Source organism: Pseudomonas sp. TWR3-1-1 (assembly GCF_049896545.1).
GTDB lineage: Bacteria > Pseudomonadota > Gammaproteobacteria > Pseudomonadales > Pseudomonadaceae > Aquipseudomonas > Aquipseudomonas weihenstephanensis.
Genome location: NZ_JAFCUO010000006.1, coordinates 288,599 through 312,568 on the forward strand (window position 1 = coordinate 288,599; position 23,970 = coordinate 312,568).

Below are 23,970 nucleotides of genomic sequence, written 5' to 3' on the forward strand. Positions count from 1 at the left end.
AACATCCCGCGACTGTTATCTGAAAGGCCGACTGGTTTTATCTGGCTGCATAGTGATAATGCGTGTTGCAGTTTTTTTCATTTTTCCGAGGGCCAAACAGCCTATGTGGTACAACGGTTTTCTCGACTTGTCAGCCTGGCAACTGGTGGCAGTCACTCTGTTGATGACCCACGTGACCATTATTGGTGTCACGGTTTATCTGCATCGCTACTCAGCTCACCGCTCGCTGGAGCTTAATGGTGGCCTGAAACACTTCTTCCGCTTCTGGCTGTGGCTAACCACCGCTCAGAACACCCGCGAGTGGACCGCTATCCACCGCAAACACCACGCTAAATGCGAAACCGTTGATGACCCGCACAGCCCGGTCATAAAAGGGTTATCGACCGTTTTGCGCAAAGGTGCAGAGCTTTACCGTGACGAAGCGCAAAACCCTGAAACCTTGCGCATTTACGGCAAAAACTGCCCTGAAGACTGGGTTGAACGAAACATCTACTCGCGCTACAAGCTGTTGGGCGTGGCAATCATGCTGGCCATCGACCTGCTGCTGTTCGGGGCCATCGGCCTGACCATCTGGGCCATCCAGATGATGTGGATTCCGGTGTGGGCCGCAGGCGTGGTGAACGGTTTGGGCCATGCGGTGGGTTATCGCAACTTCGAATGCCGCGATGCGGCCACCAATCTGGTGCCGTGGGGCATCCTTATTGGCGGCGAAGAGCTGCACAACAATCACCATACCTACCCGAACTCGGCCAAGCTGTCGGTCAAGAAGTGGGAGTTCGACCTCGGTTGGGCGTGGATCAAAGTGTTCAGCTTCTTGCGACTGGCCAAAGTTCAGCGCGTGGCGCCGATTGCCCATCGAGTCGAGGGCAAGGGCAGCCTGGACATGGACACTGCCATGGCAATTCTGAACAACCGCTTCCAGATCATGGCGCAGTACCGCAAATTGGTGATCGCGCCGCTGGTGCAGCAAGAGCTGGCCAAGGTCGATCACTCAGTGCGTCACCAGTTCCGCCGTGCCAAGCGCCTGCTGTCGCGTGAAACCAGCTTGCTGGACGATCGTCACCACCAGCGCATTGAAACGCTGCTGGAGCACAGTCAATCGCTGAAAGTGATTTACGAGAAGCGTTTGGCGTTGCAGCAAATTTGGGTCAAGACCAGCTCCAACGGCCACGACATGCTGGCCGCGATCAAAGAGTGGGTACACGAGGCCGAAGCCAGCGGGATTCAGTCGCTGCGTGATTTCGCCAAGCAATTGAAGACCTATTCGCTGCGGCCTGCGGCGGTGTAAAAGCGGATGCGGGGCCGGTTTTCCTCACCCTTGCCGCAGGCTACGTTCGGCGACAAGGGCTGCTCAGAACTCCGGCACTGCGGCTGATCTGATCAAGTGCCTCCTCTTTAGGACGGCTCTGAGACAGGACGCCGCCTTCGGCAACTGCTACACGGTTATTCAGGTTTTTTTGATCAACCGTGACAGCTCGGGTACGCCGATCTTCAACAAGCGTGCCGTTTTACTCTTGGCCAACGCGTCCATGCCTTCTTCAGGCTTCAAGTTGGCCACTTGCCCGGCAAGGTTCATCAGCAACGCTTCGCGCGAATACACCCCGCCCCCCAAGTGATAAATCGCCGCAATCAACTCACGCAGCTCCAGCGGCAAGCGCCAGCGCGTGCGCAACGCCGAACCATAGGCGGCGCCGAATTCAGCCAGTGACTCGTCAATGGCGCGGGTATCCAGCTCCCCTCCGGCTTGCAGCCACTCTTGCAGGCAACGCAACAACGCTAAATCGCCCAAACGATGCAGCAAACCGGCGCAATAACAGCGCTCCTGATCCAGGTTGAGCATGCGCGCCAGCGTGCGCCCGTACTCGGCGGTGTGCAGCGACGCGTTCCAGTAGTGTTCGGCGTAGTCGGCCAGGCATGGGTCGCTCAGGCGGGCACTGCGTTTGAGGGTCAGCCCCAACACCAGGTTCATGCTTTGCGCCGGCCCCAAGCGCTGCAACGCCTGAGCCAGGGTTTGTACCGGGCTGACGCGGTGCTGGGCAGCGCTGTTGGCAGCCGCAATCAGTACAGCGGTGATTTGCGGGTCAGTGCGCACTTCCTGCTCAAGCAATTTGAGGTCCAGTCCGCCAGGGTTAAGGCTGCGCTTGACCGCCAGTTGCACATCGGCCAGCAGCGGCGCGCCGTCGGAGGACGCGCGGCGGTGCTCCAAAAAACGCTTAAGGGTCATGCCCGGCGTCAACGCGGGCACATCGCACGCAACCTCTTGCCCCGCGCTGAGTAGCAGGCCTTGCAAGCGCTGTGTCAGGCCGGGCATGTCCAACGGCTTGGTCAGGTAAGCGGTGGGCGCCAGCGGCAACGCTTCACGCACGCTGGCGCTGTCATTGCGGCTGCTTAACAAGATGAATGGCAAAACCGGCTGGCGGCGGCGCTGACGCACATTGCGCAGCAGGTCCAACCCACTCACGCCCGGCAAGTCCCAGTCCGCAATCACCAGGTCATAGTCCTTTTCACTCAGCAACGCGAGTGCTTGCTGGCCTTCGCCACACACGTCCAGTTGCGCGTCGCAACGCACGCTCAGCACCACTTGTTTGAGCAGGGCCCGAGACCAGGGGTCAGTCTCGGCAATCAGCACGCTCGGCGTGGCGGATACTTCAACAGCAGTCATGAATGCACTCCGAGGGATGTCCATGCACCTTAGTCAATGCCACGCGTCGGATACAGGCAAAATGCCTTAAATGCGTTTCACAGACGAAAAAAAACCGCCGAAGCGGTTTTTTTGTGTAGCCGATCACAACTCAGACGTTAGGACTCACGCCAATTCAGCGAAGCATTCTTCGATGATGGCCAGACCTTTGTCCAGTTGCTCGTCAGGCGAGGTCAGCGGTACTAGCACCCGCAGCACGTTGCCGTAAGGACCACACGACAACAGAATCAGACCTTTCTCACGCGCCTTGGCGACTACTTGAGCCACGGCTGCCGCGTTAGGTTTGTGCGAGTCGCCGCCTTCAAACAGCTCGACAGCGATCATGGCGCCCAACGCACGGACATCACCGATGACCGGGTACTTGGCCTGAATCGCTTTGAGGCCCGTCACCAGATGCTCGCCGACCGCTTTGCAACGGTCCAGCAGGTGCTCTTCTTCAAACACTTCGAGCACCGCCAATGCAGCGGCACAGGCAATCGGGCTACCGGCATAGGTGCCGCCCAGACCGCCTGGCGCAATGGCGTCCATCAGTTCAGCCTTGCCGCACACACCGGCCAGCGGGAAGCCGCCTGCGATGGATTTGGCAAAGGTGGTCAGGTCGGCGGTCACGCCCATCTGCTCCATGGCGAAGAAGGTACCAGTACGACCGGCGCCGGTTTGCACTTCGTCGGCGATCAGCAGGATGCCGTGCTTGTCGCACAGCTCGCGCAGGCGCGCCATGAACGCTTTTGGCGCCACATAGAAACCACCTTCGCCCTGTACCGGCTCGATGATGATGGCGGCGATGTCTTTAGGCTCGGCGTCGTTTTTGAAGATGCGCTCGATGCTGGCGATGGAGTCATCCACGCTGATGCCATGCAGCTCGCACGGAAACAGCGCACGGAAGATGCCGCCTGGCATCAGGCCCATGCCCGCCGAGTACGGCACGACTTTACCGGTCAGGCCCAGAGTCATCATGGTGCGACCGTGGTAAGCGCCGGTGAATGCGATGACGCCCGCGCGACCCGTGGCAGCACGGGCGATTTTCACGGCGTTTTCGACCGCTTCAGACCCCGTGGTGACCAGCAGGGTTTTTTTCTCGAAATTACCCGGCACCTTGGCGTTGATTTTTTCACACAGCTCAACGTACGGCTCGTAGGCCAGTACCTGAAAGCAGGTGTGAGTCAGCTTGGTCAGCTGCGCTTGCACGGCCGCAATGATTTTTGGGTGCAGGTGACCGGTGTTGAGCACGGCGATACCGCCTGCAAAGTCGATGAACTCACGACCTTCAACGTCAGTCACGGTCGCGTTGTGGGCCGACTCCGCGAAGATCGGGTGAATCTGGCCAACACCGCGCGGGACAGCGGCTTCACGGCGTTTCATCAGGGATGCGTTGGTCTTGTTGCTCATGGTGTTCCTCATTCGCTGCTCATCAAGCAGCGTGGTTCAAGGCTGACGCGCCAAGGAGACACTCATGCCAGCATGCGATGATCGACTGGCATGGCGCACCCGGCCACAAAAGTTAACAGTTTGAAACGCAGAAGAAGCATCGCTCTCGTGCCCCTTCTGCTTGAACCACCCGCCGGGTTTAGATCCCCAGGCAGAGATATTTGATTTCCAGGTAGTCTTCGATGCCGTACTTGGAGCCTTCACGGCCCAGGCCCGACGCTTTGATGCCGCCAAACGGCGCGACTTCGTTGGAAATCAGACCGGTGTTGACACCGACCATGCCGTATTCCAGGGCTTCTGCCACACGGAACACACGGCTCAGGTCGCGTGCATAGAAGTACGAGGCCAAGCCGAACTCGGTGTCGTTGGCCATGGCAATCACTTCGGCTTCGTCTTTGAAGCGGAACAGCGGCGCCAGCGGGCCAAAGGTTTCTTCCTTCGCCACAGCGGCATTTTTCGGCACGTTAACCAGAATTGTCGGCTCGAAGAAGCTGCCTTCGAGGCTGTGGCCGCCGGTCAACAGGGTGGCACCTTTGCTCAGTGCGTCGGCAATGTGCTCTTTGACTTTGGCCACGGCCTTTTCATCAATCAGCGGGCCGGTGGTGGTGCCCTCTTCCAGACCGTTGCCGATTTTCAGCTTGGCCACTGCGACTTTGAGCTTTTCAGCAAACGCGTCGTACACCGAATCTTGAATGTACAGACGGTTGGCACAGACGCAGGTCTGGCCATTGTTGCGATATTTGGAAATGATCGCGCCCTCGACGGCCTTATCCAGATCGGCGTCGTCGAACACGATAAATGGCGCGTTGCCGCCCAGTTCCAGCGAGACTTTTTTGATGTCCTTGGCGCATTCAGCCATCAGTTGGCGACCGATCTCGGTCGAACCGGTGAAGGACAGTTTGCGCACGATCGGGTTGCTGGTCAGCTCACCGCCGATGTCGCCAGCGCTGCCGGTGACCACGCTCAGCACGCCTTTAGGGATGCCTGCGCGATGCGCCAGCTCAACCAGTGCCAACGCCGAGAACGGGGTTTGCGAAGCAGGCTTGATCACCATCGTGCAGCCAGCCGCCAGCGCCGGGCCGGCTTTACGGGTGATCATGGCCGCCGGGAAGTTCCACGGGGTGATTGCGGCCGTTACGCCAATGGGCTGTTTGATGACGATCAGGCGCTTGTCCGGCTGATGGCCGGGAATCACATCGCCATAAATACGCTTGGCTTCTTCGGCGAACCACTCGATGAACGATGCGGCGTAAACGATTTCGCCCTTGGCTTCGGCCAGCGGCTTGCCTTGCTCCAGGGTCATCAGGCGACCCAAGTCGTCCTGGTGCTCAATCAGCAGTTCAAACCAACGGCGCAGTTTGGTCGCACGTTCTTTGGCAGTCAGGGCACGCCAGGCGGGAAGTGCTTTATCAGCAGCTTCAATGGCGCGACGGGTTTCGGCAGCGCCCATTTTTGGCACCGTACCGAGAATGTCACCGGTGGCCGGGTTGTTGACCTTGATTGTCTGACCGCCGTCCGCGTCTACCCAAGCACCATCGATGTAGGCTTGCTGGCGGAACAACTGTGCGTCTTTGAGCTGCATGGTGGGCTTTCCTTAACAGCACCGCGCAGGCGCGGGGCAAATTATTGAGTGTAGAAAGGCGCCAGAGATGGCTGCCGTCAGGAAGTCATTCACTGCCAAAGTGTTCAAAAAACGCACAACACACACGGCGTGCGGTTTAGCACTCAGACAAGAGCGTTTGAAATCTCAAACGAATCCTAGGAGTAAAGGGGGTAAAGGACAATAGGTTGTTCGAAAAAAAGAACAAGCGACTGTGTTTCCCCTTTTTTCACACGGCCTCCATTAATAGCCCATATTGACGCAAGAAACACCTGCACAATCAGCGGCATGGACGGGTGACACGCAGATGAGTATCATGGCGCCCGCGTTGCACCAGTAGCTCAGCTGGATAGAGTACTGCCCTCCGAAGGCAGTGGTCGTGGGTTCGAATCCCGCCTGGTGCACCATATTTCCGCCTGGACCTGTCTCAGACAGTCTGCGCCCCCAAGAAGCCCGCCCTGTGCGGGCTTTCTTGTTTCTGGCTCAAGCCTCTGTCGCGGGCGCGGGCAGCGCGATGCCTCGCTGCACGGCGGGCCGCGCCGCGACCCTCTCGTGCCAGGCACTCACGTGTTTATGCACACTGAAGTCGAAACCGATGATGCGCGCGATGTGGGTCCAACCAAACTGGGCTATATCGGCGATGGAATACGCCTCGCCCGCCAGATAGGGGTGCGCTGCCAAACGACGGTCCAGCGTGGCAAACGCTTCATTCACCAAGCGTCGGTAATGAGCAATGGCTTCAGGGTTTCGGGCTGCGGCAAACAGTTCAAAATGCACCCGCTGCCCGATGATTGGCCCAACGCTTGCGGCGTTAAACATCAACCATTGAATCGCTTCCCAGCGCATCGTGGGGGCTGAGGGCAGCAGTCGCCCCGTCTTGTCGGCCAGGTAGAGCAAGATGGCTGCCGATTCGAACAGCGTTATGCCGCTGCTGTCATCTACCAGTACAGGGATACGCCCGTGCGGATTCAGGTGCAGGAAATCGGGCCGCCTGTTTTCGCCCTCGGCGATTTTGACGTGTCGTAACGTGTACGCCAGCCCCAGTTCTTCCAGTGCGATGGTGATCTTGAAACCGTTGGGTGAGCTATCGGTATAGAGCGTGATCATCTTGCAACCTCCCACCCTGCGGCCTTGCGCGGCAGGATGATCGCGGCACCTACAGCGCCTTTGATTTAGTTTTTCTACAGTCGTTCAGTACCTCTAAACGCGCTGTATCATCAGGCCCAAACTGGCTCAGCAGAAACGATACGTTCTACGCACTGTATTTAGGAAAACTAAACTCTATGGCGACTTCACTGCCCCTGCTCGCGCTACGTTGCTTCGTTGAAGTAGGTCAACGAGGCAGTATCAAGCACGCTGCTCACGCTTTGAGCGTGACCCCAGGCGCGGTTAGCCAACAGATTCGGTTGTTGGAGGATCGGGTCGCAATGGCGCTTTTTACCCGCGAGCGAAGTGGCCTGCGTCTCACAGAAGCCGGAGCCAGCGTTCATCCCGCCCTGCTCCAGGCTTTTGAGCAAATGCAGGAGGCCATGAATTCTCTGGAGGCGATCAAGTCGCGGCAAACCCTGACGGTCAGCACGGTCGCCACCTTCGCCGCCTCGTGGCTGGTACCGCGCCTGGGCCGCTTCAATCAGCGTCATCCACACATCGAAGTACGGGTCGAGGCGACTTCTGCGGTGATGGACTTGCGCCGTGATCGAATCGATGTAGCGTTGCGCCATGGTCTGGGGGTCTATCCCAACCTGCACGTCACGCAGTTGATGGCTCCCGTTTTAGTGCCCGTCGCCAGTCCTGCCTTTATGGCTGCGATCCCCCGGCTGATGGAACCGCAGGATTGCCTCAACTTTGCCTTATTGCACGATTCTGACCGGGCAGACTGGGCCTTGTGGCTCGCAGCGCATGGCGTTGCAAAAGACCCTCGCGCAGAACGCGGGACGGCGTTTGAAGATGACTTTTTACTTATTCGCGCAGCAGAGGCAGGCCAGGGGCTGGCGTTAGTGGCGCAAGAGCACGCACGCGAAGAAATCGCTGCGGGGCGTCTCGTACAGGTGCTGGATAAACCCTGGCCTGCACGCTTCGCCTACTACGTCGTGACCCGACCCGATGCCATGCAGCGCGATGAAGTCAAAGCGTTCGTGGAGTGGGTCATGGAGCAAGCTCAGGGTTCAATCTGAGCCAACACCTGTCGATACTTGGGTGCCGCCTGTAAGCGTTGACACGTCATGCGAGGCTACGCTCGGGCGCTTAGCGGTCGTAAACCGTTCAACCCGGTGCCTCAGAGGCACCGCGGTAGTCGGGTTTACGATCGCTTCGCAGTCGAGCGCGGCGTGGGCAATGGCTACGTCTTGGTCGGTTATTGCATCGGAGCGTTGAAGCGCATCGTCATTTGGGTGATGAAGTCTTCAAGGCTCATTTTCTGGCCATTGAAGTCCACCTGCCCTGCTGCGTAGTTCAAGGTCGCCAGGATGTTAGTGCCTTCAACTTTTGCCAGGCCCGTGCCGACGGCAAGGTTGCTGACCATGTCGCTGGTCATGGTGCCAACCTGAGCCAGGGCCTGCGGATCAGTTTGCCCTGCCAACTGCGCCTGCACACCGGCAAGATCAGCAATCATCGGCTTGGACAATTGCAGCTTGGCGTCCAGCGAGGTCAGCAGTTGCTTGGTGACTTCTACAGGCGGCTGGTCAAGTGCGGCGGGCTGAGCCAGCGCAACGGCCAGGTTGAACTCACTTTCGCCATTAGGTGTTTTTACGCTGAGCTTCTCCACGGCCATCTTCGGCTTGGCGGCCAGCAAGGTTTCAAGCTGGGTTTGCAACTGGGTTTGCTCAGCCAGCGTCAGCTGACTCGCGGGCAACGTGCCGTCAGCCTTGGGCTGGAATTTGGTCTGGTAAATCTGAAACAACGCCTGCATGGCCGGAATGTCCAGGCTGCTGGCACTCATGACCAGTTGCGCGGTGCCCACCGGGTTGTTGTTGAGGGTCACGTCACCCACCTTGTAGTCCAAACGCCCGGACAATAATTGACCCTTGGCGGAGGTGGAACCGGAGTATTCAAAGTTGTTGAGCTTGAGCACCGACTGACGATCACCAAAGGTGATTTGGCTTTCACTCAGTTTCAGGAAGTTCTGGCCGAGGAAGAAACCAAACTCGCTTTTGTTCAAGTCACTGGCCGCGGTCAGGCCATTGAGTTCAACCAGCAAAGGCGGTCTGTTAGGGAACACGGCATTGAGCTTGAAGTGGTCCATGTAGCCTTTGCCTTTGAAGTTTTGACCTTCGGCATCGGACTGCCCTTCCATGCTCATGCCCGAGAAGCTGAGGCTGGAGTTGGCGTCCAGGGCCATTTCCAGAGGCAGCAGCTCCATGTGGCCTTCTACTGCGCGGTTGTAAGCCAGCGTGACCTGACCTTGCAACGGCGACTGCTCTTTGGCGGCAGCAAACCATTTTGCAGTGAACGGGGTTTTTACCAGCGAATAGTTGCTGGTGGCCATCACCGGCATCCACTTAAAGGTTTTGATGCGCGACCACGGCAACGGGCCGTGCTCAATGTGGTCAACGAACAGCAACTCCACAGGCTGGGCACCCGGCCCGGCGGAGTCGTCCGACATTTTCACCCGGTAGTTGGCGGTGCTGCTGTAGAGATGACGATCAAGCGATACCAGTTCGATCGAGCCGTGGGTTGGCGTGCCTTGCAGTTGCGACGCGAGTTCTTTGTTGGCTTCCTGGATCGACGTTTGCAGCACGCCTTCCAGTTTGGTCCCGGTGTACCAAGCGCCAGCGGTGTTCAGAGCACCTGCAATAACAACAATCCCTACTAGCACGCCTAATGGTTTATTCATCAGTTGACCCGTTCAATGTCCGTTGTGTTGAAAGTAATAGCGGTCTTTGCCAAGCCCGTCGTGGGCCGAAAAGTGGCAGCAGGGTAACACTGGCGACCCGCCGGTCGCCTGTTTCAGTCACGCAAAATTCATGAGGAGTGGGCGTAGAGACGGTCGATTTCATCCAAACGATGGTCAAAAGCCTTGAGGCTGGCGCTCCAGGTGTACACCAACACTTCGAGGTCGTGATCAATGCAGATTTCACCTACCGGATTTACAGATGAGTCTGAGTAATCCAGCTGATAACGCTCACGGGCCATTGCGGCCGCGACGTCAGATAACTCACGCGCGCAGTCGAGCCATTGGCGCTCCTCCGAGGGCAGGGCTTTGTCGAGTTTCAGGCATTGGGTTTTCAAGGCGTCGAGGCTTTTTTCCAGCGGGGTGCCGGTGAGTTCGCCCATAAATTCCTGGAACGTGCGGCCCGGCTGCCAATAACTGCCCCAAAAGTAGCGGTCGAAAACGGTTTCGACCCGCCGCAGCGCGACTTTGGCGTCCCAGATCAAGACCCGGGTCTGGCCCTCTTCGACCTGGCGCTTTTTGATGTGCCGGGTTTGCACCGTCGCCCACGCCACCATCGCAATGGCCAGTACCGCAATCAACGCACTGGCGCTGTCGAGGAAAAACATCGCCTTATCGATCTGGTGCGCCAGCATGATGCCGTAGAAATAGGTCGCAGACAGCAGCACCACCGCGACCACCGCACACCAGAAACCGGGAGCATAAGGGTTTTTCATTATTAGTATCCCCATCAAGCATTGCCTGCGCGATGGGGAGGGCTAAAAGACCCGCGACGCCCTGAGCCATCGTTTTGATACCGACCTCTCAGAGCATAGCAACGCCCTCAGGGTTTCGCGTTGGCCGGGGCTTGCGTTCGTCCACTTTCCCAGCCGCCGCCCAGGGCCAGAAACAGGTCGATTTGGCTCATGGCTACCTGGGTGTTAGCGGCCGACAGTTGCGCGCGCATGTCGGTGTAGGTGCGGGTCGCTTGCAGGTCAGCCAAAAACGACTCGCGCCCCGCCTGAAAGAACTGATGCGTTTGATCGGCTGCGGTTTTGGCCGACGCTTCGGCTTCTGCCAAGGCATCGCGGCGCTGCAACAGCGCGGTGTATTGCACCAGGCTGGTTTGGGTTTCACGGATGGCGTTCAGCACCACACCGTCGAACTTGGCCAGCGCGCCTTGGGTGACGGCTTCGGCTTCACGGATCCGCGCCCGCGAACCGTTGGTAGGAATGGTCCAGCTCAACAGCGGGCCAAAGCCCCAGCGGTTGGTGGGTGCGGTGCCCAGGTTATCAATGATGCCGACGGTCCCGATGCTCGCGCCAATGCTGATGTCCGGGTACAGCGAGCCGGTGGCCACCCCGATTTCAGCCGTGGCCGCCGCCAGATGACGCTCTGCTTGGCGCACATCCGGGCGGCGTTTGAGCAACGCAGCGCCATCGCCCACCGGCAGCAATTGCGCGATATGCGGCAGCTCGGCGCAGGTGGCAACGCCAGCGGGCAGTTGGTCGAGCGGCTTGGCCAGCAACATCGACAAACGAAACAGGCCGGACTGGCGCAAGGCTTCGTAGCGCGGCAGTTCCGCGCGCAACGATTTGAATTGCGTCTGCGAACGGGTGACCTGGGTTTCGTCGCCGCGCCCCGCATCCCGCAACTGTTGGGTCAGGTGTGTGCTTTGCGCTTGCAGCGTGAGCGACTCTTCGGCGATGTGGTGCTCTTCGTTTGCCGCGCACACTTGGGTGTAGGCCCGAACCACGTCCGCCACCAAGGTAATGCGCGCGGTGTCGGCGGCGGCCTGCGTCGCATCGGCGTTGGCTTGTGCGGCCTCAATGCCGCGCTGCAAGGTGCCCCACAAATCGAACTGATACGAGGTGCTGATACCCAGATCACCCACGTTGGCGACCGGGACTTTATCTGCCAGCAAGAACGCTTCGCCGGACTCTTGCAAGCGCTGGGCACCCGCCTTCACCGAGCCGCTCCAGCCACCTGCCGATTGCGCTTGTTCAACTTGCGCCCGCGCCCGCGACAAGTTTGCCGCCGCGACCCGCAAGTCGGTGTTGGAGGCCAGCGCCTGGCGCACCAGCTCATTGAGTTTGGGGTCTTGATAGAGCTTCCACCAATCGGCGGGCACGGGAGCCGACATCACGTTGGCGCCCTCGCCCGCAAACTCACCCTGCACATCCGCGCGCTGCAATGCGGCGTCTTTGGGCAGGTGGTAATCAGGCCCCACCAACTGACAGCCCGACAGCAGCAAACCCAGCCCTACGGCTGCCAGGTGAACAGCTTTCATTGCGCGTTCTCCTGCGCAGGTTTGGCCTTGGGGGAGTCTTCGATGATCGAGACAGTGGCGGTACGCCCGGCGATCATGCGGAAATCTTCGGGCACGTCGTCAAACACGATGCGCACGGGAATCCGTTGCGCCAAACGCACCCAGCTGAACGCCGGGTTAATGTTGGGCAGCAGGTTCTGGCCGCTGCTGCGGTCACGGTCTTCGATACCGGCCACGATGCTTTCGACATGCCCGCGCAGGCGCGCATTGTCGCCAATCACGCGGATATCGACGCTTTGGCCAACGTGGATGCCGTCGAGTTTGGTTTCTTCAAAGTAGCCGTCGATGTGAAACGAACTGCTGTCAACAATCGACAACACCGGTCGCCCGGCGGTCACGAACTCATTGACCCGTGGCGCGCGGTCGTTGACATAGCCGTCCACCGGGCTGCGCACCACGGTGCGGTCCAGGTTGAGCTGGGCACTGTCCACGGCCACTTGAGCTTCGGTGAGGGCCGCTTGGGCGCGCATTTCGCGGGACTGGCTTTCTTCCAGTTGCTCACGCGCGACCAGATTGCCCAACCCTTTGTTACGACGGCTTTCACGTTGCGCCTGAGCCAGGGTTTCCTTGCGGTCTGCCACGGTGGCCTGGGCCTGGCGCAAGGCCAGTTTGAAACGCTCCTGATCGATCACAAACAGCACTTGATCACGGGTGACGGGCTGGTTGTCACGCACCTCAACCTGCTTGATCAGGCCCGAAACGTCGGGAGCAATTTGCACCACGTCGGCCCGGATGTGGCCGTCCCGCGTCCAGGGCGCAAACATGTAATACATCGTCATGCGCCAGACCACGACGCAGGCAAACGCCACCACCAGCAAGGTGAGAACGACGCGGCCCAAGGTCAATAAAGGTTTTTTCATGTCATCAAATATCGACTAAACGAATCCACAACGCCAAGCAGCAGAGCGTAGAGACCGACGTTGAACAAAGCCCGGTGCCAGACCAGGCGGTAAAAGTGCACACGCGTAAGCACCGCGTGAATCACCAAAAACAGCAAGTAAGTGATGCCCATCAGCACCAGAAGTGTGGGCAGGAACACGCCACTGACATCCACATCACCGATCATAACGGCGCTCCATCAATGCCTTGTACATGGGGCTGGGGCAGGTCGTCGTTGTCGACGATAAATTCGACGCCGGGCAACAGCGCCAGCCGCAAACCGCTTAACGCGTGCAGCAAGTGAACGCGTGCGTCACCTTCGTCCTGCAAATCGGTGGCATTGAGCGCACGGCGCGTACGATCCATCGTCATCTGCAACCCCGCAGGCACGGGCAAGCGTTCGCCCGACATCAGGCAGGCGCGAAAATAATCGCCCACGTCACTGACCACCTGACGCAGCAGCAGTTGCGGGCCGCCGGTCACCCGAGGCGCATACGCGAGCAGGTCCAGCAGGTTGAGCGCCACGCGCAGCTCACGCACTGCAATGCCGGTGTCTTGGCCCGTCATGGCCAGACGCGGTAAATGTTGCATCAGGCGGTCGAGCATTTGTGCGCCCATCTGCCGGTGTTCCGCCAGGGTCGCCGGTTTGGTAAGGCGTACGATGTCGCGCCAACTGAACCGTGTCAGGCGTTTGGCCGCCAGTTCAGCGCCAAAAGGCCGCGCGATGAGGGTCCACACAAACGCAAACAACAAGCCTATCGGGCCGGCCAGGTTGGCGTTCATGAACACCATGAAGTCGGCGTCGTAGGCACCCTGAATGCTGATAAACGATGCGGTGTTCACAATCGTCAGCAACGTGCCCAGATAGAAGCGCGGTTGCACGGTGAGCGTGCCGACACAAATAAAGGGCACCGCGAACGCCAGCACCAGCATCGGAAAATCATGCAGGTTGGGCAGGATCACGAACAGGTACAAACTGGCGAACAACACCGACAGCGAGGTCCAGAAAAAGAACCGGTAAATCTGCGGGGCCGGGTCGTCCATCGCGGCAAAAAAACTGCACGCGACGGCCGCCAGAATCACAGCACTGGCGCCGTCGGTCCACCCGAGCAAAATCCACAACACGCACGCCACAACAATGGCGGTTACGGTGGAGAACGCCGAATAGAGCATCAGGCCGCGGTCCAGAAACGGCGTCAGGCGGCCCAGGCGCCAATGCCGATACACCGCGCGCCAGACCTCTTGATCGCCGGTGGCGATGGCTTGTTGCAAGCTGCGGCAGTCTTGCCACAAATCGATCCACTCGCCCAAGCGGTAGAGCACGTTGGACAACAACAGTTGGCGGCGATCATCGAGCGCCGCCGCGCCGGGTTGCAGCGCTTCAAGTTCGTGGCGCAGGGCTTTCCAGTGCTCGACGGGCGCCCCTTGGCTTGTGCTGTCCAGCCATTGACGTGTGTGGTCGAGCAGCGGGGTCACTTTTTCCACCAGCTCGGGGGTGCGCCGTTCGAGGGCGTATAACGCATCGTCGAGGGCATCCACCACGGGCAGCAGGTGGATCATTCGCCCACGCAGTTCTTTTGTATTGCGCACGGTCTGCGGGTGCGCGCCCTCGTGGGGCAGCTGACCAATCATCAACTCAAGCGTGTTGAACGTCGCCACCATCGAGGAGCGCAAGCCGCTGGCTTTGTTCGGCTCTACATCGCGGGCCAGAAAGTGTTTGCTGTAGTTGGCAGCGTCACCAAACCACTTGCCTGCGGCATCGATAAATACCGGGGTCAAACGGCGCGGCCAGAACATGCTGCCCACAACGGCCGCGCAAACAATACCGAGCATGATTTCTTCGGTACGCGAGATGGCAATGTCGAAAACGTTGAGCGGATTATCGACGATGGGCAAAGCGATCATGGGCATGGTGTAGCCCGCCAGCATGAAGATGTAACTGTTGGCGGTGCGCAGGTGCAGCGACAGGAACAACAGGATGCCGGTCCACAGAGCAATCACCAGCACCAGCAAAAACGGGGTTTGCACAAACAGCGGCACAAAGAACACAGCCGCTGCGGCACCCAGCAAGGTGCCGAGGGCGCGGTACACGGCCTTGGAGCTGGTTGGCCCAACGAAGGGGCTGGAAACGATGTAAACCGTTGCCATCGCCCAATACGGACGCGGCATTTCCATGAGTAGGGCGATGTACAGCGCAATCATCGACGCGGCGAAAGTACGTACGCCGTAAAACCAGTCGCGGGCTGGCGGCATGCTGCTGAAAAAACCGTTCAAGAGCCGGCTCCGTCAGTCAGTTGACCGGCTGCTTCGAAGGCTTTAATCACCCGCAACGCAGCTTGCTGGTCGGCCAGCGAGATGTCGGCCAGTGCCGCGCGGCGCAACTGCACCAATTGCGCTTCAATCGCCTGCGCCAGCGCTCGGCCAGTGTCGGTGAGGCTTAAGGTCTTGGCGCGTCGGTCACTGGCGTCTTCGCAACGGCGCACATAGCCGTCTTTGCACAGTTGATCGAGCAGGCGCACCAGCGACGGGCTTTCCATACCCGCAGCATGGGCCACGGTCACTTGTCGCACGCCCTCACCCAAACGCCCGATGATCAGCAGCGGCATGGCGCAGGCTTCGGAAATACCGTAGTTGATCAGCGTGGTTTGGCACACGCGACGCCAATGGCGAGTCGCGACCACCATCCCGGTGCTGAGGCTCATTTGGAGTGAATCAAGAGTGTCAGGCAAGAGAAGTGTCACATAATGTTAGTTTGCTAACTATTAATACTGCGCGGCGAGCCGGTCTCAGTCAAGTGTTGCAAATTAATTCTTTAACAGATTATTGCTGGCTTCCAATGGCGACCGATCACGCTCGCGCCCGCATTCGCCCGTGTCACAGGTCAAATATAGACGAGCCTGGGTGTCATCGAAGGTCAGGTCTTGCGCCTTGCGCCAGCGCGCCGGGATAGGCGCAAAGTCGTCAGGCTGCTCACTGCTGCTGATCAACCAGACTCGACCGGGGCCGGACGGCAGGTCTTGCAGCCGATCGACATAGAGGCTTGCGTCAGCGTGCGTCATCAACGTGCCAAAACCATAAGCGTTCGGCCGCCCTGACGCGCCGTCGTGGGTCGGCGGCGTGTACAGCATGGGCTGCGAACCGGTCTTGTTGTAGTAGACGTAGCTGAAGTACCAAAACAGATCGCTGACAACGATCCGGTCACCGGGTAAAAACTGCTGATTGACGTGCCCCACCAAACGGTCGAAGTGATCGGCCTCGCTGCTGAAGTTGCTGCGTAGACCGAGCAGCTCAGCCCCGATGAATATCGTCAGCAAGCCCACTGCCACAACGCGCCAGCGCAGGTACAGGCGGTCAGCCACCAGCGCTACGATCATCGGCAGCCCCAGCGCAGCAAACATCAGGTAACGCTCAATAAAGAGCGGCGAAATAAACGACACCAGATAAATCAGCAGAATCGGCAGCACGGTGTAAATGACCAGAAGCGTCGGCAATTTGTAGGGTGTGCGATCACGCAGTGCAGCACCCGCCAGCACGCCCAACAGCAACAACGGCCCGAGCCAGAACAGAGGCCAGGGTAGGTCGTCGCCTTCATCCTGAATCAAAAACTGCCACGTCATCGCGGGCAACGAGCGTGCATCCACGGCAGGCTCCCAGCCCACATCACCGCCTGCTTTGAGTTGGTCCATGTGTTGCAACAAATCAACAAGCCCCGGCAACCAGGGCAAAAACAACACCACAATCGCCACATTGGCGACCCACCACGCGGGTCGTTTGATCAGCGCATCGGGACCGGTTTTGCGGGCACTGAGCAACAGCACATACAGCCAATGGGCCAATACACAGAAGGCGCTGAAGTAATGGGTGTAGAACGCGGCCGCCATGAGTGCGGCATACGCCAGCAGATATCGGCTTTTACCTGGCGTTTTAACCCAATACACCAAGGCAATCGTGGCCGCCATCAGCCACACACCCAGCCATGCGTACATGCGCACTTCCTGGCTGTAACGTACGGCCGTCGGTAGTAGCGCCAGCAACAGGCCCGCGAGCAAGGCGGCGCGTTGGGTCGAGATCAGGCGCATCCACCACATGCCAAGAAACACCGTGGCAATACCGGGTAATACGCTCAGGGCGCGAATGGAAAACAGGCTGTCTGCGAACAGTGCAATCCAACCATGCAACAGCATGAAATACAGTGGGGGGTGCACATCGCGGGCGGCATGCAGCCAGATGCCCGCCAGCGAGAATTGGCTCAACAGCAGGCTGGAGCCTTCGTCGCACCAGATAGCAGACGCGGTGGAACCATAAAAACGCACCGCCGAGGCGAGCAGCAAAATAGCCCAGAGCCACGGCAGACGAATCAATGTGGCCAGTACACCGTGAGGCTGCTGCGAAATACGAGGCACAGGCTCGCTGACATGGTTACGGCTAAGTACGCCCATCCTTCACCTGCTAACTGTTGAAACTGCGTAATGGGCTGTTGTAATGCGGCCAAGTGTAGGCCACAAATCCCTTTAAAAGCAGGGTCAGGCGCCCCCCCGCACGAGGAGTCTGCCGCCAATCAATTGTTGGCCTATGCTCACATCATTGTGTTCGTCGTGACCTTGAGGGGGGCTGTTCAATGTTCTACGTGCAACGTGATGCCCAAGGTGCGTTAAGTCGGGTTGATGCGCTTGAATTTGCAGGGGCCAGCGCAACGCTGCCTGCTGACCACCCTGAAATACTGGCGTGGCAAACCAATGTGATCGTTGAAAAACGTTTGCAGCAACTGCGCCAAAGTGACCTGGAAATGATCCGGGTACTCGACGACCTGATTCAGGTACTCACGCAAAAAGGGGTCATTCGTGTCACCGACTTACCGGCGGCGGCTCAAGCCAAGTTGATGGACCGCACACAAGCCCGTGAAGCACTCGATGGCCTGAACCATTTAATTACCGATGATGAAAGCGGGCTGATTTAACCCGGCATTACTTCCAGAGCGCGGGCGAGCCGAACAGTTGACCTTGCACGCCCCATAAACCCATCTCGCGGATGACCTTCAACTCACCTTCTGTCTCGACACGCTCAGCGATCAGCGGCAAATCAATACTGTGGGCGGCATGCTGAATCGCCTCGATAAACAGACGCTTGTCGGGCTCCTGATCAATGGCGCGGATATAACTGCTGTCGATCTTCAAATACGCGAGGCCCAAGCTCGCCAAGTTGCCGATCATGCTGAAGCGCCCGCCAAAACGTTGCAGGCTCAACGAAAAGCCCAACTCACGCAGACGACGGGTGATCTGCTCCAGCACCGCTTGTTCCGGGAGGTGTTCTTCGGCTATTTCCAGCGTGAGCCGAGGGCCAAGGTCACGGTTTTTATGCAGCAGTTGCATCAGTCGGTCTAGCGACTGCGGATCAGCCATAGACGCTGGCGACAGGTTCAACGCCAAGGACTGGTCGTGGTCTCGCATTTGCTCCAGCACCCGGTCAAAGATCAGGCTGTCCAGCCGGTCAGACCAGCCAAAGCGTTCCAGCCAAGGCAGAAAGCGCCCCGCAGGGATCGCTTGGCCGCCATCGTCGAGCAAACGCGACATGACTTTGTAATGCAACACCATCGCGGGATTCTGAGCGGCCACGACCGGCTGGAAATACAGTTCAAAACGGCGCTGGCTCAATGCCTTCTCAAGCAGGCTGTGCCACGCGTGGTGATCCTCGCTCACGGCCAGCCCTTCGCCTTGTTCAATGCAGACCCAACAGTGCTCGGTATGAGCATCGGCTTGTGCCAACGCTTGATCCGCTAACCCAAGCACCGCCTGCGGCGTGTCCCCGGCCACATAAGACACAACACCAAGGGTGGCAATCGGTGCCAGATCGGAGGCGCCTGTGGTCTGAAGGCTGACAAAGTCTGTTTCCAGCGCCTGCGCCAGTTGCAAGGCCTCTTCGTGGACCAGGCCGGGGGCCAGTACGGCAAATTCGCCCCCGCGCACACGGGTGATCATGTTGTGTGTTTCGGGGTATTTGGCGCACTGGCGCACTAGCAACTGGGCAACGGCTTGCAGTAACTGATCGGTGTGTTGCCCGCCCAGGCGCTGATTGAGCCCAGCCAAATCTTTTACCCGGATCATGAGCAGATAGCCCGAACTGGCCCGCTCGCCATGCGTGACGCGGTCATGCAACTGCATTTCGAAATAACGTCGATTGGCCAGCCCGGTCAGCTTGTCCTGGTAAGACTCGATGCGCAGGCGTTCGCTGCGTTCGGCCTGCTCCTTGAACAGGGCTTTGAGTTTTTCGACCATTTGGTTCATGGCTTGCACCACGCGGCGCAGTTCCGGAGTGCGCGGCAGTTCAGGCAGGCTGAGAAACTCTCGCCGGGCAATGGCTTGAGACTGTTCAACCATATAATCCAGCGGCTTGAGCTGACGACGCAGCAGCAAAGCCCCCAGTATCGCGCTCACAACACCGCAGAGCAGCAACCACGCCAGACTGCCCAATGCACTTTGCCAAAGCTTGGCGAGGGCAAACATGGGATGGCTGACCACCTCTACCCGTGCAGCTTGCTCCCAGCCGCGACTGACAATGGCATCGCCGCCGGCCGGTTCCAGGCCGATCAGCTTGACGAACCATGATGGTACCTGGCTGCTATTGGGTGTCGCGCTGCGTTCGACCAGGACCTTGCCGTCCTTGGCATCGACCACCCGAATGCTGGCGTAGTAGCCGCTGTCGAAAATCGAGCTGACCATTAATTCGGTCATGGCGGGATCGTCGATGTTAGGGGTCAAGGACACGGCCAATGCGGTGGCAGCATCCTGAGCATGGGAGCGCAGTTGGTTGACGTATTGCGCGCGCGAGCTTTCAAGGCTGACCATAAAGCTGCCACTGAAGGCGATCACCAGAAACAAACAGATCGCAATTAACAGTTGTTTGAACAGGGACATGGTTGCTCCAGGTTATTGGCTGGTCTCAATCGGAAAACCTTCTGCCTGCATTTTTTTCAGTACATCCTGCCAGCGAGACAAACGTTTGGTGTCGCCCACTTTCTTGGTGTTATTGGCGCCCGGTAGCCAGAGGCCTTGTGCATTGAAAGAATAGACCGGTAACAAGTCAGTGCGCTGGTTGGCGGGTTTGATGGCGTCCATCAAACTGTCGAGTACCAGCGGCATGGCATTGGGGCTTGGGTAGTAGGTGAGCACCATGTGCGCGCGGTTCAGGCTCAGGGCTTTTACGTACGTGATTTGCAGCTTCTCACTGGGTACACCCAGGTGCCGGAGGCTGAAATACTTGGCGATCGCGTAGTCTTCACAATCACCCGCGCCTTTCCAGAGCGCTTGAATCGGTGTGGCCCAGTAATCCTCCTGATGCCACAAATCGATGTCTTCGCGGTATTTGAGCTGTGCGTTGAAGAACTGGTTAACCACCCGCAGCTTTTCAGCTTCTGGGATTTGTTTTTGGGTGGCTAATAATTGTTGCCAGGCATCAATCCGTTTGCGGCCCTCGCCCAGGGGCCCGTAAAGCGTTTCGGCACGGCGGCTGATCACGGAAAAATCCCAATCAGCGTGCAGGCCGCCCAGCAAGGTGCCAGCCAGCAACAAGGCTGTTAACAACCAGCGCAAGGGTAAAGGAAGGCTAAACCGGCGAGCCAACTGCGTATTCCATCAAGCGGCACCTAAGAAGAATCTGTGCAAAGTGGGCCCAGAAACAAAAAAAGACAATGGCACCTTGCGATCACTGGGAGTGTAGTCGCGTTAAACTCGCTGTAACGAGGTTTGACAAGGATTCGGTCTGTACCTACTTTGAATTGGATCCAAATAAGCAGCTGGTTATCAGCCGTGGGTGCGCCAACGTGGCCGTCAAAATAAACCCCTTAAGCAGTATCGAAGTGCACGCTCCAGTTGCGGCTCATCAAGCCCGTTCGGTGATAGAAGAATCCTTGCGCAATGCCATCCTTGATGGACGCCTGCCCTGTGGCACTGCCATTCGACAGGAGGCGCTGGCTACGTTGTTTGGTGTGAGCCGCATGCCGGTGCGCGAGGCACTGCGTCAGCTTGAAGCTCAAGGCTTACTGCGCGTGGAGCACTACAAAGGTGCGGTGGTAGCACCCTTGATTGAGGACAGTTCGCTGGAGTCTTACCAACTTCGTTTATTGTTGGAATCCGAGGCGCTGCGCTTGTCAGTGCCTTTATTGGATGAACAGGACTTTGCAGACGCCGCGGCGTATATCCAGGCGCTGGAAGTCGAAACAGACTTGAGCAAAGTGGGCACCCTCAATCGTTTGTTCCACCAAGCGCTCTACAACAAAGCACCCAACAAGAAGCTCTTGGCGTTAGTGAATGTTGGCTTGGTAGAAGAAGAGCGCTTTTTGCGTTTTAACCTGCAACAAATGAACTTGGGGCCGCTGGCTCAGGATGATCACCGCACCCTGTTACAACTGGCCCGCGGGCGTGAGGTGCAAGCGTGTGTCAAAGAGCTGGAGCTTCATTTACACCGGGCTGTTAAAGCAATCACTCAGTATTTGGGCAACCAAAAACAAAACAGCCCTGACGTTTAAAACGACAGGGCTGTGGATAACTAACCGCGCGTTGAATCAGATCTTGAAGCTGTCGACCAACTGCTTCAGGCGGCTGGCTTGTTGCGACAAAGCATCGCAATCTTTGAGCGTTTCGTTGAGATTAACCACACCTTGCTGGTTCAGCAGGTTGATCTGGTTGATATCGACGTTGAGCGTTTCAACTACAGCCGTCTGTTCTTCAGTCGCGGCTGCAACCGACTGGTTCATGCCGTCAATTTCTTCGATACGCTGAGTCACGCTGATCAAACGGGCGCCGGCCTGGTTGGCCACCTCAACGCTCTCTTCACTGGAAACCTGACTGGCGTTCATGGTGGTCACCGCTTCTCGCGAGCCCACTTGCAGCGAAGTGATCATTTTATGGATCTCTTCTGCGGACTCCTGAGTGCGGTGAGCAAGGTTGCGCACCTCATCCGCTACAACAGCGAAACCACGACCCGCTTCACCCGCACGCGCGGCTTCAATGGCGGCATTGAGGGCCAACAGGTTGGTTTGCTGGGAAATCCCTTTGATCACGTCCAGGATATGGCCAATGTTGTCGGTGCTGGCATTCAGGGTTTCGATCTGGGCACAGGACAAGCTAATTTTCTGCGACAGTTCGGTCATGGCCTGAATGGTCTGTTCAACCACCTGACGCCCATCATCCGCTTGCTCACTTGCGCCGCTGGCGTGCTGCGAAGCATCAGCGGCGTTGCGCGCGATTTCTTGTGTGGCAGCACCCAACTCGTTGATGGCGGCAGCAACGCTGTTGGTTCGTGCACTTTGCTCATCCGAACCCAGGATCGAAGCATTGGACGACGCCATCACCCGCTGGGACAAATCATGCACCTGACGGGTTGCCGAAGACACTTCGGAAATCGATGCGTGAATACGTTCTACAAACTGGTTGAAAGAGCTGGCCAGCAAGCCGAACTCGTCTTTGCTCTCAATCACCAAGCGACGCGTCAGGTCACCTTCGCCTTGCGCAATGTCCTGCATCGCGCGGCCCATCGTAGTCAAAGGACGCATCAGGAACTGAATCAACAGACTCAGCAGCACGGCAATCACGGCGACCGCAATAAACATCGCGATAAATGCAGAGGTACGGAACTTAGATAGCGGTGCGTAAGCTTTTTCTTTATCGAGCGATTGCCCGATATACCAATCCGCAGGCAAACCGGTTACAGGCGTGAAGGACATAATCCGCTCATGGCCATTGAGGCTCACTTCCTGGATGCCTTTCTGAATGCGCAGCGCACTCGACGGGTAGATGTCTTTCAGGTTTTTCATGACCTGATCTTTTTCAGGACTCACGATAACCTGGCCGTCACCGCTGACCAGGAACGCGTAGCCCAAACCGCCTGAATCTACCGAGTTGATGATTTTTACCAAGCTGTCCAGGCTCAAATCGCCACCGACAACACCCAGCAACTCACCGTTCTTTTTGACTGGCATGGCGATGGTCACAATCAAACCACCGACTGCTGCCATATACGGCGGTGTCAGCATGGTTTGACCGGCAATGACACCTTGCTTGTACCACGGCCGCTCACGCGGATCGTAACCGTCTGGCATCTTGGCGTCTGGGCGTTGGGTAAACACGCCGTTTGCCTGACCCACATAGGTAAATTGAAAGTTCGACGTGAAGGCGGGCTGATCAACCAACCCAGGCAAATCAGCCTGGCTGCCTTGATGCGCCACATTTTGCGCGAGGCTTTCGAGCACCAGAATACGACCAGTCAGCCAATTTTGAACGCTGCTGGCAGTCAGGTTGCCAGCTTGTTGCACTGACGACTCGATGTTTTGCTTGATGGTGTTTCGCTGCAGGTAGTCGTTGTACAACGTGAACAACGCAAACGCCAGAACCACGACGCCTGAAGCGGCCAGAAGGATTTTATGGCTGAACTTGAGATTCATTTCATGGGACTTCTTATGCCAAGAGTGGGGATGCGTACGGGCGTAACATTCCGTGTAACAGCGCAGGCAGCCTTTTTCCGGCAGCTCTACTAAAGCACGCATTGCTCAAGAGGCTGTCGGCACCAAACTCGGAAAACTTAGCCATTTGTGATGGCATTTTGTTTAATCCGACGAAAGATAAACACTTGGTGTTTAAAACCAGGTGCACACGGCCATTCAGGGTGGCGCAGATATGCAGCATGCTCAGCCTGCGAGAACACGAGGCAGGTTACGTTTTTGGTCGGCGGATGCTGAGCGGGCGCTGTGTGGGGTTGGCACAGCGCTTAGGCGGCTCAATCGGGGCGTGAGCAAATTCTCTGAAATGGTACGTCGCTGGTTCGTTGCGAGTTGGATGACGCGCAGCAGCGCTGATGGATCTGTATGTCTACTTGAGCTCGACTATCAACGCAGCGGGCTAGAGGAGCCAGGGAGTTGTTGCCGCATCATTGGCAATCGATTGAGTTACGCAGGACGGGAACCGAGCGTGGGGCAGCCTGGGCCGCAATCTTAAGATTTATCGTGCACAAAAACAAAACCCCTGTCTGCGTGAGCAAACAGGGGTTTTGGAATTCAATCTTGACGATGACCTACTCTCACATGGGGAAACCCCACACTACCATCGGCGATGCATCGTTTCACTGCTGAGTTCGGGATGGGATCAGGTGGTTCCAATGCTCTATGGTCGTCAAGA

The 23,970-nt window shown here is 58.0% G+C and carries 19 protein-coding genes, 1 tRNA gene and 1 rRNA gene; 5 read left to right on the forward strand and 16 right to left on the reverse strand.

Translation table 11 applies throughout. The features are described from left to right. Nucleotides 1-103 precede the first annotated feature (103 nt). Nucleotides 104-1,288, forward strand: a complete 1,185-nt coding sequence (gene desA / locus ACP7A4_RS15615; protein WP_048364769.1) for a delta-9 fatty acid desaturase DesA — start codon at nt 104-106, stop codon at nt 1,286-1,288. A gap of 159 nt (nt 1,289-1,447) precedes the next feature. Here the strand turns inward: desA and ACP7A4_RS15620 are convergent, their stop codons facing one another. From ACP7A4_RS15620 to gabD, 3 genes are all read right to left on the reverse strand, one after another. Next, on the reverse strand, nt 1,448-2,662 hold the full coding sequence (locus tag ACP7A4_RS15620) for an HDOD domain-containing protein (protein WP_426247730.1): 1,215 nt from the start codon (nt 2,660-2,662) through the stop codon (nt 1,448-1,450). 144 nt (nt 2,663-2,806) lie between these two features. After that, nucleotides 2,807-4,090, reverse strand: coding sequence for a 4-aminobutyrate--2-oxoglutarate transaminase (gene gabT / locus ACP7A4_RS15625; protein WP_059762219.1), 1,284 nt, complete (start codon nt 4,088-4,090; stop codon nt 2,807-2,809). 178 nt (nt 4,091-4,268) lie between these two features. Further along, entirely contained in the window at nt 4,269-5,711 is a 1,443-nt protein-coding gene (gene gabD, locus ACP7A4_RS15630; RefSeq protein ID WP_059762218.1) for an NADP-dependent succinate-semialdehyde dehydrogenase, read from the reverse strand. Between the two features lie 348 nt (nt 5,712-6,059). On the opposite strand from gabD, the gene ACP7A4_RS15635 reads away from it, so the two are divergent. Then, nucleotides 6,060-6,136 (forward strand) — tRNA-Arg (locus ACP7A4_RS15635). Nucleotides 6,137-6,212: 76 nt separating this feature from the next. Here the strand turns inward: ACP7A4_RS15635 and ACP7A4_RS15640 are convergent. Further along, the gene (locus tag ACP7A4_RS15640; RefSeq protein ID WP_426247731.1) at nt 6,213-6,836 is read right to left on the reverse strand and encodes a glutathione S-transferase family protein; all 624 of its coding nucleotides are present in this window, start codon (nt 6,834-6,836) and stop codon (nt 6,213-6,215) included. Between the two features lie 176 nt (nt 6,837-7,012). Between ACP7A4_RS15640 and ACP7A4_RS15645 the strand changes: the two genes are divergently transcribed. Then, the gene (locus tag ACP7A4_RS15645; protein WP_426247732.1) at nt 7,013-7,903 is read left to right on the forward strand and encodes a LysR substrate-binding domain-containing protein; all 891 of its coding nucleotides are present in this window, start codon (nt 7,013-7,015) and stop codon (nt 7,901-7,903) included. Nucleotides 7,904-8,082: 179 nt separating this feature from the next. Here the strand turns inward: ACP7A4_RS15645 and ACP7A4_RS15650 are convergent, their stop codons facing one another. From ACP7A4_RS15650 to ACP7A4_RS15685, 8 genes are all read right to left on the reverse strand, one after another. Next, complete coding sequence (locus ACP7A4_RS15650; RefSeq protein WP_426247733.1) at nt 8,083-9,561, reverse strand: YdgA family protein; 1,479 nt, start codon at nt 9,559-9,561, stop codon at nt 8,083-8,085. Between the two features lie 128 nt (nt 9,562-9,689). After that, complete coding sequence (locus ACP7A4_RS15655; protein ID WP_059762214.1) at nt 9,690-10,334, reverse strand: hypothetical protein; 645 nt, start codon at nt 10,332-10,334, stop codon at nt 9,690-9,692. Between the two features lie 107 nt (nt 10,335-10,441). Then, entirely contained in the window at nt 10,442-11,887 is a 1,446-nt protein-coding gene (locus tag ACP7A4_RS15660; RefSeq protein ID WP_048364732.1) for an efflux transporter outer membrane subunit, read from the reverse strand. Beyond that, the gene (locus ACP7A4_RS15665) at nt 11,884-12,786 is read right to left on the reverse strand and encodes an efflux RND transporter periplasmic adaptor subunit (RefSeq protein WP_048364733.1); all 903 of its coding nucleotides are present in this window, start codon (nt 12,784-12,786) and stop codon (nt 11,884-11,886) included. The genes ACP7A4_RS15660 and ACP7A4_RS15665 overlap by 4 nt, the downstream gene beginning before the upstream one ends. After that, complete coding sequence (locus ACP7A4_RS15670) at nt 12,783-12,992, reverse strand: DUF1656 domain-containing protein (protein WP_048364734.1); 210 nt, start codon at nt 12,990-12,992, stop codon at nt 12,783-12,785. Before ACP7A4_RS15670 ends, ACP7A4_RS15665 begins: the two co-directional genes overlap by 4 nt. Next, nucleotides 12,989-15,079, reverse strand: a complete 2,091-nt coding sequence (locus tag ACP7A4_RS15675; protein WP_426247734.1) for an FUSC family protein — start codon at nt 15,077-15,079, stop codon at nt 12,989-12,991. Before ACP7A4_RS15675 ends, ACP7A4_RS15670 begins: the two co-directional genes overlap by 4 nt. Next, nucleotides 15,076-15,507 (reverse strand): MarR family winged helix-turn-helix transcriptional regulator, encoded by a 432-nt coding sequence (locus tag ACP7A4_RS15680; RefSeq protein WP_059762211.1) that lies wholly within the window; start codon nt 15,505-15,507, stop codon nt 15,076-15,078. The genes ACP7A4_RS15675 and ACP7A4_RS15680 overlap by 4 nt, the downstream gene beginning before the upstream one ends. Nucleotides 15,508-15,609: 102 nt before the next feature. Next, nucleotides 15,610-17,244: a glycosyltransferase family 39 protein gene (locus ACP7A4_RS15685; protein WP_426247735.1), complete on the reverse strand. Its 1,635-nt coding sequence runs from the start codon at nt 17,242-17,244 to the stop codon at nt 15,610-15,612. Nucleotides 17,245-17,423: 179 nt separating this feature from the next. Here ACP7A4_RS15685 and ACP7A4_RS15690 point away from each other — a divergent pair, with 179 nt between their 5' ends. Next, entirely contained in the window at nt 17,424-17,762 is a 339-nt protein-coding gene (locus ACP7A4_RS15690; RefSeq protein WP_059762209.1) for a hypothetical protein, read from the forward strand. A gap of 7 nt (nt 17,763-17,769) precedes the next feature. Here the strand turns inward: ACP7A4_RS15690 and lapD are convergent, their stop codons facing one another. Further along, complete coding sequence (lapD, locus tag ACP7A4_RS15695) at nt 17,770-19,716, reverse strand: cyclic di-GMP receptor LapD (protein ID WP_426247736.1); 1,947 nt, start codon at nt 19,714-19,716, stop codon at nt 17,770-17,772. A 12-nt stretch (nt 19,717-19,728) separates the two neighbouring features. Continuing rightward, nucleotides 19,729-20,421 carry a cysteine protease LapG gene (gene lapG, locus ACP7A4_RS15700; protein WP_048364740.1) on the reverse strand — a complete coding sequence of 231 codons (693 nt, stop codon included), beginning with the start codon at nt 20,419-20,421 and terminating at the stop codon, nt 19,729-19,731. Between the two features lie 200 nt (nt 20,422-20,621). Here lapG and ACP7A4_RS15705 point away from each other — a divergent pair, with 200 nt between their 5' ends. Next, nucleotides 20,622-21,326 (forward strand): GntR family transcriptional regulator, encoded by a 705-nt coding sequence (locus tag ACP7A4_RS15705; protein ID WP_203303185.1) that lies wholly within the window; start codon nt 20,622-20,624, stop codon nt 21,324-21,326. A 36-nt stretch (nt 21,327-21,362) separates the two neighbouring features. Here the strand turns inward: ACP7A4_RS15705 and ACP7A4_RS15710 are convergent, their stop codons facing one another. Then, nucleotides 21,363-23,240 carry a methyl-accepting chemotaxis protein gene (locus ACP7A4_RS15710; protein ID WP_059762207.1) on the reverse strand — a complete coding sequence of 626 codons (1,878 nt, stop codon included), beginning with the start codon at nt 23,238-23,240 and terminating at the stop codon, nt 21,363-21,365. A gap of 613 nt (nt 23,241-23,853) precedes the next feature. Then, a 5S ribosomal RNA gene (gene rrf, locus ACP7A4_RS15715) occupies nt 23,854-23,969 on the reverse strand. Nucleotide 23,970: the final 1 nt, after the last annotated feature.